This window comes from Nocardia sp. JMUB6875 (genome assembly GCF_041154655.1).
GTDB lineage: Bacteria > Actinomycetota > Actinomycetes > Mycobacteriales > Mycobacteriaceae > Nocardia.
On record NZ_BAAFGR010000006.1, the window covers coordinates 62,611 to 77,141 of the forward strand.

The 14,531-nt window shown below is 67.9% G+C and carries 13 protein-coding genes; 7 read left to right on the forward strand and 6 right to left on the reverse strand.

The genetic code is table 11. The features are described 5' to 3' along the window. Positions 1–51: 51 nt before the first annotated feature. Positions 52–555, forward strand: a complete 504-nt coding sequence (locus tag ACAM49_RS03055; protein ID WP_369633910.1) for a transglycosylase SLT domain-containing protein — start codon at positions 52–54, stop codon at positions 553–555. Positions 556–577: 22 nt separating this feature from the next. On the opposite strand, the gene ACAM49_RS03060 is transcribed toward ACAM49_RS03055, so the two are convergent. Continuing rightward, positions 578–1,429 carry an SDR family oxidoreductase gene (locus ACAM49_RS03060; protein WP_369633911.1) on the reverse strand — a complete coding sequence of 284 codons (852 nt, stop codon included), beginning with the start codon at positions 1,427–1,429 and terminating at the stop codon, positions 578–580. 110 nt (positions 1,430–1,539) lie between these two features. Between ACAM49_RS03060 and ACAM49_RS03065 the strand changes: the two genes are divergently transcribed. Next, a complete protein-coding gene (locus ACAM49_RS03065; protein ID WP_369633912.1) occupies positions 1,540–1,938 on the forward strand; it encodes a winged helix-turn-helix transcriptional regulator in 399 nt (132 codons plus the stop codon). An 8-nt stretch (positions 1,939–1,946) separates the two neighbouring features. Beyond that, complete coding sequence (locus ACAM49_RS03070) at positions 1,947–2,426, forward strand: nucleoside deaminase (RefSeq protein WP_369633913.1); 480 nt, start codon at positions 1,947–1,949, stop codon at positions 2,424–2,426. 61 nt (positions 2,427–2,487) lie between these two features. On the opposite strand, the gene lpdA is transcribed toward ACAM49_RS03070, so the two are convergent. Both lpdA and ACAM49_RS03080 read right to left on the reverse strand, forming a co-directional pair. Next, entirely contained in the window at positions 2,488–3,891 is a 1,404-nt protein-coding gene (gene lpdA, locus ACAM49_RS03075) for a dihydrolipoyl dehydrogenase (RefSeq protein ID WP_369633914.1), read from the reverse strand. 70 nt (positions 3,892–3,961) lie between these two features. Then, positions 3,962–4,984, reverse strand: coding sequence for a dipeptidase (locus ACAM49_RS03080; protein WP_369633915.1), 1,023 nt, complete (start codon positions 4,982–4,984; stop codon positions 3,962–3,964). A 448-nt stretch (positions 4,985–5,432) separates the two neighbouring features. Between ACAM49_RS03080 and ACAM49_RS03085 the strand changes: the two genes are divergently transcribed. The 3 genes from ACAM49_RS03085 (at position 5,433) to ACAM49_RS03095 (ending at position 9,045) form a co-directional block, all read left to right on the forward strand. Beyond that, positions 5,433–5,849, forward strand: a complete 417-nt coding sequence (locus ACAM49_RS03085) for a helix-turn-helix domain-containing protein (RefSeq protein ID WP_369633916.1) — start codon at positions 5,433–5,435, stop codon at positions 5,847–5,849. Positions 5,850–5,905: 56 nt separating this feature from the next. Next, a complete protein-coding gene (locus ACAM49_RS03090; RefSeq protein WP_369633917.1) occupies positions 5,906–6,919 on the forward strand; it encodes an NADP-dependent oxidoreductase in 1,014 nt (337 codons plus the stop codon). Positions 6,920–6,993: 74 nt separating this feature from the next. Then, positions 6,994–9,045 (forward strand): prolyl oligopeptidase family protein, encoded by a 2,052-nt coding sequence (locus ACAM49_RS03095; RefSeq protein WP_369633918.1) that lies wholly within the window; start codon positions 6,994–6,996, stop codon positions 9,043–9,045. 10 nt (positions 9,046–9,055) lie between these two features. Here ACAM49_RS03095 and ACAM49_RS03100 read toward each other — a convergent pair whose 3' ends face one another. Next, complete coding sequence (locus ACAM49_RS03100; RefSeq protein ID WP_369633919.1) at positions 9,056–10,384, reverse strand: anaerobic C4-dicarboxylate transporter family protein; 1,329 nt, start codon at positions 10,382–10,384, stop codon at positions 9,056–9,058. Positions 10,385–10,541: 157 nt separating this feature from the next. Between ACAM49_RS03100 and aspA the strand changes: the two genes are divergently transcribed. Then, the gene (aspA, locus tag ACAM49_RS03105) at positions 10,542–12,407 is read left to right on the forward strand and encodes an aspartate ammonia-lyase (protein ID WP_369633920.1); all 1,866 of its coding nucleotides are present in this window, start codon (positions 10,542–10,544) and stop codon (positions 12,405–12,407) included. A 28-nt stretch (positions 12,408–12,435) separates the two neighbouring features. On the opposite strand, the gene ACAM49_RS03110 is transcribed toward aspA, so the two are convergent. Together ACAM49_RS03110 and ACAM49_RS03115 are read right to left on the reverse strand one after the other, a co-directional pair. Beyond that, complete coding sequence (locus tag ACAM49_RS03110; protein WP_369633921.1) at positions 12,436–13,284, reverse strand: alpha/beta fold hydrolase; 849 nt, start codon at positions 13,282–13,284, stop codon at positions 12,436–12,438. A gap of 98 nt (positions 13,285–13,382) precedes the next feature. Further along, entirely contained in the window at positions 13,383–14,015 is a 633-nt protein-coding gene (locus ACAM49_RS03115; protein ID WP_235949243.1) for a TetR/AcrR family transcriptional regulator, read from the reverse strand. Between the last annotated feature and the right edge of the window lie 516 nt (positions 14,016–14,531).

A 14,531-nucleotide genomic window follows, 5' to 3' on the forward strand; every position in this document is an offset into this window, starting at 1 on the left:
TGCTTGCTGTGACCGCTCGCGTTACGGGGGACGACACGGAAGGACCAGGCGTTGCCCGCTTTTCGAGACTCCAAGAAGCCACCGCTACGAGCCGCCCTGCTGGCACTGCTCGTGGCCGCCCTCACCCCGCTGACCGTCGCGACCGGTAGCGCCGACGCGCGCACCGAGGTCGCGAACCCGATCGCCGATGCGCTCGAGATTCCGGCCGCGCTGCCGGTGGATCCCGCCAGTCTGCTGCAACTGGTCGGCACCGCCCAGCGGTACTCGAAACCGGCGCTGCAGACGGTGTCCCGCTTCATCGTCCCCGACGACCAGTGGGCCTCGTTCGACCAGATCATCACCCACGAGAGCAACTGGCAGGTCTTCGCCATCAACCCGACCTCGGGCGCCTACGGCCTGGCCCAGGCCCTGCCCGCGCACAAGATGTTCAGCGAGGGCCCGGACTGGATGTTCAACCCGCTCACCCAGATTCGCTGGGCCTACCGCTACATGGTCGCCCGCTACGGCAGCCCGAACGCCGCCTGGGACTTCTGGCAGGCCCACAACTGGTACTAGCGGGCCTGCCGGTCCTCGATGCTCAGGCCAGGGCCGCGCGGAAGACCTCGGCCACCGGCGTCGACGGGCGGCCGAGCAGGCGCTGCAGGTCGCCGGAGTCGACGGCCAGGATGCCCTCGGCGATACCGGCGTCGGCATCGGCCAGCACCGCGGCGTAGCCCGCATCCAGGCCCGCGCCCTCGAGCGCGGCGGCGTAATCGGCCTGCGGCAGATCCTGGTAGACGACCGGCTTGCCGGAGACCTCCGAAAGCACCTGCGCCAGTTCGGCATAGGTGAGGGTCTCATCGCCGCCGAGCTCGTAGACCTTGCCCTCGTGGCCGTCGGTGGTGAGCACGCGCGCCGCGGCCTCGGCGTAATCGGCCCGGGCCGCGCCGGATACCTTGCCGTCGCGGGCCGCGCCGTAGAGCGTGCCGGACTCGACCGCGTGGGCCAGGCCGCCGTTGTAGTTCTCCCAGTACCAGCTGTTGCGCAGCACGGTGGTCGGGATCTTCGCCCCGGCCAGCACCGCCTCGGTGCCGATGTGCTCCTGGGCCAGGATCAGCGGATTGGCGTCGGCCTTCGGAATGCTGGTGTAGGCCAGCAGTTTCACGCCCGCCGCCTCGGCCGCGCGCAGCACGTTGGTGTGCTGGGCGACCCGCTTGCCGAACTCGTTGCCGGAGATCAGCAGCACCCGGTCGACGCCCTGGAACGCCTGCTCCAGCGCGGCCGGATCGTCGAAGCTCGCCGCCCGCACCTCGACGCCGCGCTCGGCCAGATCCGCCACCTTGGCGGGATCGCGGACCACGGCCACCACCGGCTGCGATCCGTCCTTCAACAGCGCCTCGACGACGAGACGACCCAGCTGCCCGCTTGCTCCGGTGACTGCGACGGTCATGACTTCCTCCACGGTTTCAGGGAATGAACTGAACTCTCGACATGCACTAACTAATAGTAAGCACATCCCATTCCCAAACCGCTACCCGAATGACAGGTAACCTGAATCTCATGACCTCCCAGCCCCCCGACCAGGCATATGCGGTCGACCCCACGCTGGAGGCCGACGTCTTCGCCCGCAATTGCGCCTCGCGCCCCGTGCTCCAGGACGTGGCCAGCCGCTGGGGCGTGCTCGCCCTGGCCGCCCTGCGCGAGGGCCCCTACCGCTTCTCCGCGCTGCGCCGCCGCGTGGACGGCATCTCCGAGCGCATGCTGTCCCAAACCCTGCAGACCCTGGAACGCGACGGCATGGTCAATCGCGAAGTCCAGCAATCCATCCCGCCGGTCGTCGAGTACACCCTCACCGACCTCGGCGCGAAGGTCGCCGACCAACTCGTCGGCCTCATCGACATCCTCGAATCCAATATCTCCGCCATCACCGAGGCCCAGACCAAGTACCACCGTGAATAGGGAGTCGCATGTCCGCCGATGACGATCTGCACTACTTGGAGCGCTGTGTGGAGCTGGCGGAGGAGGCGCTCGACGCGGGCGACGAACCGTTCGGATCGCTACTGGTGGACGCGAACGGCAAGGTGCTGGCCGAAGACCGCAATCGAGTGTCCGGCGGCGACCAGACCCGCCACCCCGAATTCGACCTCGCCCGCTGGGCGGGCGAGAACCTCTCCCCCGAAGAACGCGCCACCGCCACCGTCTACACCTCCGGCGAACACTGCCCCATGTGCTCGGCCGCCCACGCCTGGAACGGCCTCGGCCGCATCGTCTACGCCGCCTCCACCGCCCAACTCCTGGAGTGGCTCAACGAGTTCGGCGTCCCCACGGGCCCGGTCCGCCCCCTCGCCATCCGGGAAGTAGCCCCGAGCATCCCGGTCTCCGGCCCCTTCCCGGAACTGACCGACCGCGTCCACGCCCTCCACCGCCGCTTCCACCTGGGAGATTGAATCTACGAAAAAAGCCCGGTGTCAGCGTTTTTCGCTGGCACCGGGCTTCTTCGTTCGAGAATCAGAAGTTGATCATGTGGCCCGCGAGGCCGTGGATCGCTTCCTGAATCGCTTCCGACAGGGTCGGGTGGGTGTGGACGTTGCGGGCCACCTCGTTGACCGTGAGGTCCCACTTCTGGGCCAGGGTCAGTTCGGGCAGCAGCTCGGAGACGTCCGGGCCGATCATGTGGCCGCCCAGCAGTTCTCCGTACTTGGCGTCGGAGACCAGCTTGACGAAGCCCTGGGCGTCGCCGAGGCCGTGCGCCTTGCCGTTGGCGGTGAACGGGAAGGTGGCGACCTTGACGTCGTAGCCCTCGTCGCGGGCCTGCTGCTCGGTGAGGCCGAAGGAGGCGACCTGCGGCTGGCAGAAGGTGGCGCGCGGCATCATGCGGTAGTCGCCCAGCGCCTGGGTCTCGGCACCGGCGATGGTCTCGGCGGCGACCACGCCCTGCGCCTCGGCGACGTGCGCGAGCTGCAGCTTGGCGGTAACGTCACCGATGGCGTAGATGCCGGGGACATTGGTGCGCATGTAGTCGTCGATGGCGATGGCGCCGCGATCGGTGAGCTGCACGCCGGTGGCCTCGAGGCCGTAGCCCTGCACCCGCGGCGCGAAGCCGACGGCCTGCAGCACCTTGTCGACGGTGACGGTCTCGATCGCACCCGACTTGTTGTCCTTGATGGCGACGGTGACCTTCGACCCGTCGTCGTCGATGGACTGCACGGCCGCACCGGTGGTGATGGTGATGCCGAGCTTCTTGTACGCCTTGGTGATCTCCTTGGAGACGTCGGCGTCCTCGTTCGGCAGTGCGCGGTCGAGGAATTCGACGATGCGCACGTCCACGCCGTAGTTCTTGAGGACGTAGCCGAACTCCATGCCGATGGCGCCCGCACCCACGATGAGGATGGAGCCCGGCAGGTCGCGGGTGAGGATCTGCTCCTCGTAGGTGACCACATTGGCCGACAGCGAGGTGCCCGGCAGCAGCTTGGTCTCGGTGCCGGCGGCGATGATCACGTTGTCGAACGTGATGTCCTCGGTGCCGCCCTTGGTGAGCGCGACCGACAGCGACTTCGGACCGGTGAACGTGCCCTTCCCGTCGAACTCGTCGATCTTGTTCTTCTTCATCAGGAAGTGGACGCCCTTGACCCGGCCGTCCGCGACCTTGCGGCTGCGGTCGAACGCCGCGCCGAAGTCGAAGGTCGCGTTACCCGAGATACCGAAGGTCTTCGCTTCCTTGGTGAAGATATGGGCGAGCTCGGCGTTGCGCAGCAGCGCCTTGGACGGAATGCAGCCCACGTTCAGGCACACGCCACCCCAGTATTTCTGCTCGACGATCGCTGTTCGCAGGCCGAGTTGAGCGGCACGGATCGCGGCGACGTAACCGCCGGGACCAGCGCCGAGAACGACGACATCGTAGTGGGAAGTCACGCAGTCGAGACTAGACCTGTTACCGGTTGCTCACTCAGCCATCCCCCGCTCGGGTGAGACGCGGAACACGTTAATCGCGCCACACCTGCCGGGCCGCGCGCGCGAAATTGCCTCCGAACACGGCTGACCGGTCTGATTCGGTGAAGCCGCGCGCGGCCAGCACCTCGTCCAGCCCCGGCACGTCCGACTCACCGAGCAGGTCCTCCGGCGGAGTCCACTGCAACCGGCCGTAGCGGGTGTACTCCTCGGAGAAGCTCTCCGGGCTGGCGAAGATGACGTCGTTGAATTCCTCGCCGTCGAAGGAGAAGTCGGACGAGATGCCGATGTGCTCGATCCCCAGCAGCTCCACGCCGTAGACGACGTGGTCGGCCATGGCGGCGACCCGCTCGGCCCGGGACGCGGGCTCGTTGTGGCCCAGGAAGATTCCGACGCCGTTGATGCCGATCACGCCCCCGGTGGCCGCGCACGCCTTGGCCTGCTCATCGGTGATATTGCGCGGATGCGCCCACAGCGCCGCGAAATTCGAGTGGCTGTAGATCATCGGCACGGTGGTGGTCTCGGCGATGTCGAGTCCGGTCCGCACCGAGCAGTGCGATCCGTCGGCGAACACCCCGACCTCGTTGAGCTTGCGGATCAGCTCCCGCCCGTACGCGGTGAGCCCGGTGTCGTTGGCATCGAGGCAGCCGCATCCGGCCGCGTTGGCGTAGTTGTAGCTGGGCAGCAGCGACCGCAGCCCCAATTCGTAGAACAGCTCGACATTGTCGAGGTCACCCTCGAGCGGACCGGAGTCCTCCAGGTCGAAGGCCAGCGCCAGCGTGGACTCGGTCTCCGCGGTCGGCGTCTCCGGCCAGGCATCCTCGATGCTGTGCACGAGCCGGAACCGCCCGTCGGTCAAGGCATCCCGCCGGAACTGGGTGACCAGCTCCAGCGACTCCCGGGTGGATTGCGGCGAATATCCGATATTCACCGATAGATACGATCCGAGCGGATACCGGGTCAGCTCGGTGAGATCCGCGGTCGGCAGCAGCGGCAGGCAGCAGTGCTGTTCCCACAGCCGCGGCCGGCCGGCCTGCGAACGTTGTTGCGGCGACACCGAACCTCCTCGCGGATGGGCTTCGAAGCCGCAATCCTACCGACCGGTGGGACGAGCGCGATCACTACTGTGGGGCGGGTGGATCCGCTCGACCGCACGGTTTCGACCCAGCTCATCCGCCTGGTGCGCGACGCCGCCCGGCAGGCCGGAGCCGAACCCGGGCAACTGGCGGGCATTCCCGGCCTGGACGAGCAGGCGCTCGCCGTCGGGTTGAACCGGATCCCGCTCGATTCCCTGATTCGCCTGTGGGAGTTGATCGCCCACCTGCGACCCGGCCCGGGCGCGGGTATCGCCGTGGCCGCCGCCGCACCCCTGGGGACCCGCGCCGCCAGGGCATTCGACGCTGGCCGAGGCGTTCGGCACCACCGACCTCGAATTCGACGCGCCCGCCGACAGCATCACCTTCCACGCCGCCGACGCCGCCGCGCCCCTGCACCGCGCCGATCCGATGCTCGGCGAGCTGCTGCGCAGTCATGCCGATCTGGTGCTGGCGAGCTCGCGCGCCCTGCCCGGCCCGCTGGAGGCGTTCCGCGCCGCCCTGGCCGCGGCCCTGGCCGACGGCGACCTCACCCTGGACGCCGTGGCGCGGCGGCTGCTGGTGAGCCGCCGCTCCCTGCAGCGCCGCCTCGCCGACCACGGCACCACCTGGCGGTACGAGGTCGATCTGCTGCGCTCGGAGCGGGCCGAAACCCTGCTGGCCGAGGGCCGTTCGACGGCGGCGGTGGCCGCGCGGCTCGGATTCACCGACGATCGCGCCCTGCGCAAGGCGTTCCGGCGCTGGCGCGGCACCTCGCCGACCGGACTGGCGCATTCGGACCGGGCGGTGGCATCGCGGGACCTGGGGGCGGGCGCGATCGGTTCCTAACGTTGTCGGCAACGGGCCGGGATACCGGCCCACCGCAACGAAAAGGACTGTGCGCCATGACAACTCAGCTCCGTACCGGCCGGGAGATTCAGCTGGCCGCCCGCCCCGAGGGCGTGCCGACGGCCGCGAACTTCGCGCTCGTGGAGCGCCCGCTGCCCGAGCTGGCGCAGGGCCAGATCCTGGTCCGCAACACCTGGATGTCGGTGGACCCCTACATGCGCGGGCGCATGGACGACAAGCCGTCCTACCTCCCGCCGTTCGGGCTCGGTGAGGCGCTGGAGGGTTCGGCGGTGGGCGAGGTGATCGAGTCCCGCTCGTCCGCGATTCCGGTGGGGGCCACCGTGACTCACTTCCTGGGCTGGCGCGAGCTCGCGGTGGTGGACGCCGAGACAGCCACCGTGATCGATACCGGCCTGGCCGAGCCACACCACTACCTCGGCGCGCTGGGCACCCCCGGCCTGACCGCCTACGCGGCGCTGACCACGATCGCCCCGGTCCGGGACGGCGATGTCGTGTTCGTCTCGGCCGCGGCGGGCGCGGTGGGCAGCGTGGCCGGGCAGATCGCCCGCAAACTCGGCGCGAGCCGGGTGATCGGCTCGGCGGGCGGGTCCGCGAAAACCCGGCTGCTGACCGAGGAATTCGGCTTCGACGCGGCCGTCGACTACCGCGCGGGCGACCTGGGCGGGCAGCTGGCCGCCGCCGCGCCCGAGGGCATCGACGTCTACCTCGACGGCGTCGGGGCCGAACATCTGAAGGTCGCCATCGAGGCCATGCGCCCGGGCGGCCGCATCGCCCTGGTCGGCGCGATCAGCGGATACAACGGTGCGGCACCGGAGTTCACGCCGGATCTGTACCTGGCCGCCACCAAGGAGATCACGCTGCGCGGCATGTTGGTCACCAGTCACCTCGCCAGGTTCGGCGAATACATCGGGCGGGCGGCGGGCTGGCTCGCCGACGGCACCCTGCGCGCCCGGGAGACCGTCTACGAGGGTCTCGAGCAGGCGCCCGCCGCGTTCCTGGGCGTGCTGTCCGGAGCGAACACCGGAAAGATGCTGGTGCGCCTCGGCTGACGCGGCCCTCCGGCACCGCACCCCGGGCAACACGTTCGCGACCGGCGAACGCGGGGCTCGGCAACAATGAGGGCATGACCGGTGTTGGAGAGAGCGTGACGGATCCGTACCTGTGGCTCGAAGAGGTCGAGGGCGAGCGCGCCCTGGAGTGGGCGAAGGCGCGTAATGAGGTGGCGAAGCGGAGATTCGCCACCTCGGAACGCTTCGGCGAACTCGAGGCGCGCGTACTCGCCATGCTCGACACCGACACCCGCATCGCGTACCCGGGTCGGCGCGGCCCGTGGCTCTACAACTACTGGCGCGATCGCGAGCACCCCAAGGGCCTGTGGCGGCGCACCACCTTCGCCGAGTACGCCAAGCAGGATCCGGAGTGGGAGATCCTCATCGATCTGGACGCGCTGGCCGCGGCCGAGGACGAGAACTGGGTATGGGGCAGCGCGGCGGTGTTGCGGCCGGAGCAGAGGCGGGCGCTGATCAGCCTCTCGCGCGGCGGCGCGGATGCCAAGGTGGTGCGCGAATTCGATATCGAGGCAAAGGCTTTCATCTCCCCCGAGGACGGCGGGTTCTATCTACCGGAGGCCAAGTCGGACTTCGCGTGGATCGATGACGACACGCTGTACGTCGGCACCGATTTCGGCCCCGGCTCGCTCACCGATTCCGGCTACCCGCGCGTGGTGAAGCGCTGGCATCGTGGAACACCGCTGGAGGCAGCGGAATTCGTGTACGAGGGCGAGGTCACCGATGTGGCCGTCTCGGCGGGCTACGACCGTACCCCCGGCTACGAGCGCCACTTCCTGGGCCGAGCCACCGACTTCTTCAACGAGGAGGTCTACCTGCTGGAGCCCGACGGCACCCTGCGTTTCATCGACGTCCCCAGCGACGCCACCGAATCCTGGTACAAGGAGCTGCTGCTGGTGCGGCTGAAGTCGCCGTGGGAGGTGAACGGCACGACCTATCCTTCGGGCTCGCTGCTGGCCACAAACTTCGAGGAATTCCTTTCCGGTGCACGGGATTTCGATGTCCTGTTCACCCCGGACGCGCATACGGCGCTGCACGGCTACGGCTGGACCGAGAACCACCTGATGCTCGTCACGCTCGAGGATGTGCAGACCAAGCTCTACGTGCTCACCCCCGGTCCCGACGGCTGGACCCGCGAACCGCTGGCCGACGCCCCGCGCATGGCCACCACCAGCGTCACCAATCTGGACCGGCTCGAGGGCGGCGACGAGTTCATGCTCTCCACCAGTGGTTTCACTCGCCCGACCACCCTCATGTGGGGTTCGGTGGGCGGCGGTGTGGAGGTGCTCAAGCAGGAACAGGAATTCTTCGACGCCGACGGCGTGGAGACCGAACAGTTCTTCGCCACCTCCGACGACGGCACCCAGATCCCGTATTTCGTGATCCGCCACCGTGATCGGAAGGGCGCGCCCGGCCCGACCGTCATGTCCGGCTACGGCGGCTTCGAGGTCTCGCGCACGCCGGGCTATTTCGGCGCGGTCGGCATGGGCTGGCTGGAACGCGGCGGTACCTACGTCATGACCAATATCCGCGGCGGCGGCGAATACGGCCCGGAGTGGCACACCTCGGTGCTGAAGGCCAACCGGCACAAGGCCTATGAGGATTTCGCGGCCATCGCCCGCGACCTGGTGGCCCGCGGCATCACCACCCACGAGCAGCTGGGCGCGGTCGGCGGCAGCAACGGCGGCCTGCTCATGGGCGTCATGCTGACCCGGTATCCGGAACTGTTCGGGGCCATCGTGTGCCAGGTGCCGCTGCTGGACATGAAGCGCTATCACCTGCTGCTGGCGGGCGCGTCCTGGATCGCCGAATACGGCGACCCGGACAAGCCGGAGGAGTGGGAGTACATCTCGAAGTACTCGCCGTACCAGAACACCAGCGCCGACCGGCGGTATCCGCCGATCCTGCTCACCACCTCCACCCGCGACGACCGCGTGCACCCCGGCCATGCGCGAAAGATGGCCGCGCTCTTGGAATCCGAGGGCCACGACGTCTGGTACTACGAGAACATCGAGGGCGGCCACGGCGGCGCGGCCGACAACAAGCAGTCGGCCTTCCAGGCCGCGCTGGTCTACGAGTTCTTCGCCCAGCAGCTCATGAAGCAGTGACGCGCGGCGCTCAGCCGATGACCGCCGCCAGCCCGTAGCCGATGGCGATGGAGGCGACCAGGGTGACCAGACCGGGACGCATGAACGAGTGGTTGAGCACGTACTTGCCGAAGTGGGTCGTCCCGCTCAGGTCGAAGTTCACCGCCGCGATGGAGGTCGGATACACCGGCAGGATGAACAGCGCCGCGACCGCGGGCAGCATGGCCACCAGCTGCGCCGACGGTATGCCCAGGGCGATGCCCAGCGGCATCATCGTCTTCGTGGTCGCGGCCTGGCTCAGGATGAGCGCCGCCACCAGGGTCACGATGATGGCGAAGGTCCACGGGTAGTCCTTGGCGATATTGCCGAGCTTGTCGACGATCAGCGTCTTGTTGGCCTCGACGAAAGAGTCACCGAGCCAGGCCAATCCGAACACCCCGACCAGCGCCACCAGACCCGCCTTGGCCACCGGCATGCCGGGCACCCGGGCGGCGTCGACCTTGCACAGCACCATGATCACCGCGGCGGTCGCGAGCATGAGCACCTCGATGGCGTACGGCATGGCCAGCGCGTCGACCTTGCCGTCGGTGCCGTGCACGTCCGGCCGCAGGCTCGGGAACGCGCCGGAGACCACGATGGCGATCACGCCGAGCAGGAAGATGCCCGCCGACCAGGAGGCCCGCGGCGGCAGCGGCGCCCGGTCGGCATGGCTCGGGTCGATGGGCGGGATCTCCCCCGCCGCCAGCCGCCGCTGATATTCCGGATCGTCGTCGAGGTCCTTGCCGAGCCGGAGCACCGACAGCGCGCCGACCATGGAACCGATGAGCGTGGACGGCACGGTGATGGCCAGGATCTTGACGATGGACCAGCCGTCGGGCCCGAAGATCACCACCGAGGCGGCCGTGGACGCGGAGACCGGGCTGGCCACGATGGCGATCTGATTGGCGATGGTGGCGATGGAAATCGGCCGCTCCGGCCGGATTCCGCCCTCGCGCGCCACCTCGTGGATGACCGGCAGCAGCGGGTAGAGCAGATGCCCGGTGCCCGCGCCGACGGTGAAGGCGTAAGTCACCAGCGGCGCCACGAAGGTAATGCGCTTGGGGTTGCTGCGAATTATCCGCTCGGCGATTCGCACCATGTAGTCGACGCCGCCCGCGGCCTCCATGGTCGCCGCGGCCACCACCACCGACAGGATGATGAGGAGCACGTCCACCGGCGGCACGGTCGGTTCGACCCCGAAGATGGTCGCCAGCGCGAAGACGCCGATACCACCCCAGACACCGAGTCCGATGCCTCCGACCCGGGATCCGATCATGATGATGGCCAGCATGACGGCCAGTTCGAGCAGCATCTTGACCATCGTCGACCCGCCTGTTCGGCTAGTAGGTGGTGGTGTCCGGGCATGCTGTTACCAAGTCGCTCTTGAAAGATATCCGGCGAACGCGGAAAGATTGCGGTTTGTTTGCCGGTGTTGGATGTCCTGAACCAAGCACCTCCCTTCCGGACGAGGAGTCGATGTGGGCCAGCTGGACGAATTGATCAAGACCACCGCCACCGCCACCGGCCTCGACCCGGATGATGTGCGTGCCCTCGCCAAACAGGCCGAACGCCGGGAGTTCGCGCCCGGCGCGGTGCTCTTCCACGAGGCGACGCCGCGCGAATGGCTGGGCATCATCACCGAGGGCGAGGTCGAGGTCTTCGTCGGCCTGACCGGACACGAAACCGTGGTGGGCCACTACGGCCCCGGCAGCCTGCTGGGCGAGGTCGGGCTGCTCGACGACGGCCCGCACGCCGCCACCGCCCGCACCAAACCGGGCGCGGTCGTGCTCACCGTCTCCCGAGACACCATGCGCCAGATCGCCGCCGAGGATCCCGCGCGCTACTACCGCATGGTGGGCCGGGTGGCCCAGCTCATCAGCCAGCGCCTACGCAGCGTGTCCGAACAGCTGTCGGCCATGCAGGCCGCGTCCCGTCCGCTGGGCGGTATCCGCACCGAGCACGATTCGCTCGGCGAGCGCGAGATCCCGTCGGAGGCCTACTACGGCGTGCAGACCCTGCGCGCGGTCGAGAACTTCCCGATCTCGGGCATCAAACTGCGCAAGTTCGGCGATCTCGTGCACGCCCTGGCCTACGTGAAAAAGGCGGCGGCGCTTGCCAATGCGGAGCTCGGCTCGATCACCGAGGCCAAGCGCGACGCCATCGTCGGGGCCTGCGACGAGATCCTGGCCGGCAAGCTGCGCGAGGACTTCATCGTCGACATGGTGCAGGGCGGCGCGGGCACCTCGACCAATATGAACGCCAACGAGGTGATCGCCAACCGCGGCCTCGAGCTCATGGGCCACCACAAGGGCGAGTACCAGTTCCTGCATCCCAACGACGACGTGAACTGCTCGCAGTCCACCAACGACGTCTACCCGACCTCGGTGAAGCTCGGCGTCTACCTGTCGCTGCAGAACGCCGTCGCGGCGCTGGGCGAACTGCGAACCGCGTTGCAGGCCAAGGCCGCCGAGTTCAGCGATGTCATCAAGATGGGCCGCACCCAGCTGCAGGACGCGGTGCCGATGACGCTGGGCCAGGAGTTCGGCGCGTACGCGGTGATGATCGGTGAGGCCATCACCCACCTGCTGCGCATCTCGCAGGATCTGCTGGCGATGAACATGGGCGCGACCGCCATCGGCACCGGCATCACCAGCCCGCCCGGCTACGCCGAACTGGTCACCGCCAAGCTGGCCCAGGTCACCGGGCTGCCGATCGTCCAGGCGGAGAACCTGGTCGAAGCCACCCAGGACTCCGGCGATTTCGTCGCCATCTCCGCCACGCTCAAGCGCGCCGCGGTGCAGCTGTCGAAGATCTGCAACGATCTGCGGCTGCTGTCCTCGGGCCCGCGCGCGGGTCTGGGCGAGATCAATCTGCCGCCCATGCAGCCGGGTTCGTCGATCATGCCCGGCAAGGTGAACCCGGTCATCCCGGAAGTGGTGTCGCAGGTCTGTTTCCAGCTCATCGGCTACGACATGACCGTCACCATGGCCGCCGAGGCCAGCCAGCTCGAACTCAACATGGCCGAGCCGATCATGGCCTACGACCTGCTGATGGGCACCATGATGCTGCGCAACGCGGCCATCACCCTGACCACCCGCTGCGTCGTCGGCATCACCGCCAACCGGGAGCACTGCCGGGAACTGGTCAACCACAGCATCGGCCTGGTCACCGCGCTGGTGCCGAAGCTGGGTTACGAGCAGTCGGCCTCGATCGCCAAGGAGGCGTTGAAGACCGGCGGCAGCGTCTACGAGCTGGTGCTGGAACGCGGCGCCATGACCAAGGACGAACTGGACGAGCTGCTCAGCCCGGAGAAGATGACCGCACCCCGGTCCCGGTCGCTGTAGCGAGCCACCGAATTCCGCCGACCGCGAATCAGCGGTCCCGGAGCCACTTTTCGACGTAGTCGAGGGTAGAGCCGGGATCGCTGATCCACCCGTTGTGCCCGAGCGAGTCCGGGTTGTGCCAGGTGGTGATGTCGGCGTTCGGCATTTTGGCGAGCAATTGCCGCGCCGAGCGCTGCGGGGTCAGCTCATCGCCGCGCAGGGTGATCGACAGCACCGGCAGCTTCAGCCGCGCGATGCGCTCCTCGTAATCGATATCGGCCCCGGCGGGCTGGAATTTGCCGGTGCGGGCCAGTCGCGCCCAGTCGGCGATGAGCACCTTCGACTGCCGCCCGAACCCGCCCGCGGTGACGGTGTCGCCGGGCCAGAACCCGGCCAGCGGGGCGGTCAGCGAGAGCGCCGCGCTGCCGAGCGCGGCCAGGCCCGAATATCCGCGGTGGTGGGGCGTCCCAGAGGCGACGAGGATGAGCCCGCCCAGCCGTCCACGAATCCGGGCGGCGTACATGACCCCGAGCTGCCCGCCCATGCTGTGCCCGAGCAGATACGGCGTGCTGTCCGGAAAGCGTTCGCGGACCGCCTCGAACATCGCCGGGAAGTCCACGGCGACCAGTTCGTGGTAACCGAATTGGCTCGCCGCGCCGGGTTTGGGTTTACTGTCCCCGTTTCCGCGGATCTCCAGCAGCGCCACGTCGAAACCCCGGTCCGCCAAGGGCTTCCCGAACAGTGAATAGAACTCCCCCGGAACCCCCAGTCCCGGAACGATTACGACCACGGGCCTCGGTGTGTCAGCCGTAATCGGATGCCGGTGTGGGCCTTTCGCCGGAATCATCCGCACCGGCACGGTGGTCCCGTCGGGCATCTGAATCGGCACCGTCTCCATGATCGGCACGCTACCCGTAAAAATCGCGCCCGTCCGCGAGGCGGACGGGCGCGAAAGGGAGTCGGATGGGGGAGGTTCGAACGGGGGCGGCGGTGGAGTCAGGCGCTGACCGCACCCATGATGACGCGGCGCAGGACGCGGATGACGTCGTCGAGCGGCTGGCGCGGTTCCGAACCGCTCCAGGCGTCCACCACGTAGTTCACCGCGCCGATGATGGCGAGTACGCGCATTTCGTAGTCACCGGGCGGGATTTCACCGTGCAGCGCGGCATCCTCGGCGGCACTGGCCAGCAGCGCGCCCCAGGCGCGCCGCAGCTCCAGGCGGAACTTCTCCACCTTGGGTCCCGCGCCGACGACTTCGACGAGCGCGACTCTGGCCTTGCGCGGATCTCGCCCGATGGACTCGATATAGGCGCGGACCGCGGCGTCGATGATGTCGATGGCGCTGGCGTCGGAGTGCTCGGCGATGGTGGCCGCCACGGCTTCCCGGGATTCGCGATCGATCTGCTCGTAGAGCTCGAGCAGCAGCGATTCGCGTCCGGTGAACTCCTCGTAGAACTGCCTCGAGGAGAGGCCGGCGTCCTTACAGATGGCCCCGACGGAACTATTGGCGTATCCGTCGCGCGCGAACACCGTGAGCCCGGACTCCAGAAAACGCGCACGACGCTGCCGCTGCCGGTCTTCTACGGGCTGCCCGGCGTACATTCTTCCCGCGTTCGTTTCCTGTGACATTGCGCCAGACAATACCGAAGGGCCCGATCCCCTCGTCATGGATCGGGCCCTTCGTTTGCACCTTCGACTTACCGCGCGTTAGCCGAAAGTTGGCTCAGTGACTTCGGGCAGTGCGGCGCACCCGGGACGGTGGGTATAGGCAGGGGAACCGTCCCGGGTTCGGGACGCGCGTCCGGGGGGAGACTCGCGGCCCGATGTCGCATTGACCCGAAAGTCACTGATCGTTTGCCGTTCAACACGATACAGAGCAGCGGAACTGGACGGAATACTTTTCGAGGAGATTTTTAGTATAAATTTCGCGTGTCGCTCCGGTGCGAGGCAAGCACGAGTCCCGACTGCCGGGAGCAGCGACCTGCCGCGGGCACGAAAAAGGGCCCGATCCCCTCGTCAAAGATCAGGCCCTTCGTCATCGATTCGGCTTCCGCGCAGTAGCCGAAAGATGGCGCTCGTTGCGCTACTTGGCGGAAAGGCTCGAGGAACCGGTCTGCAGCAGCTTCAGGATGGTCTGGACTAGAA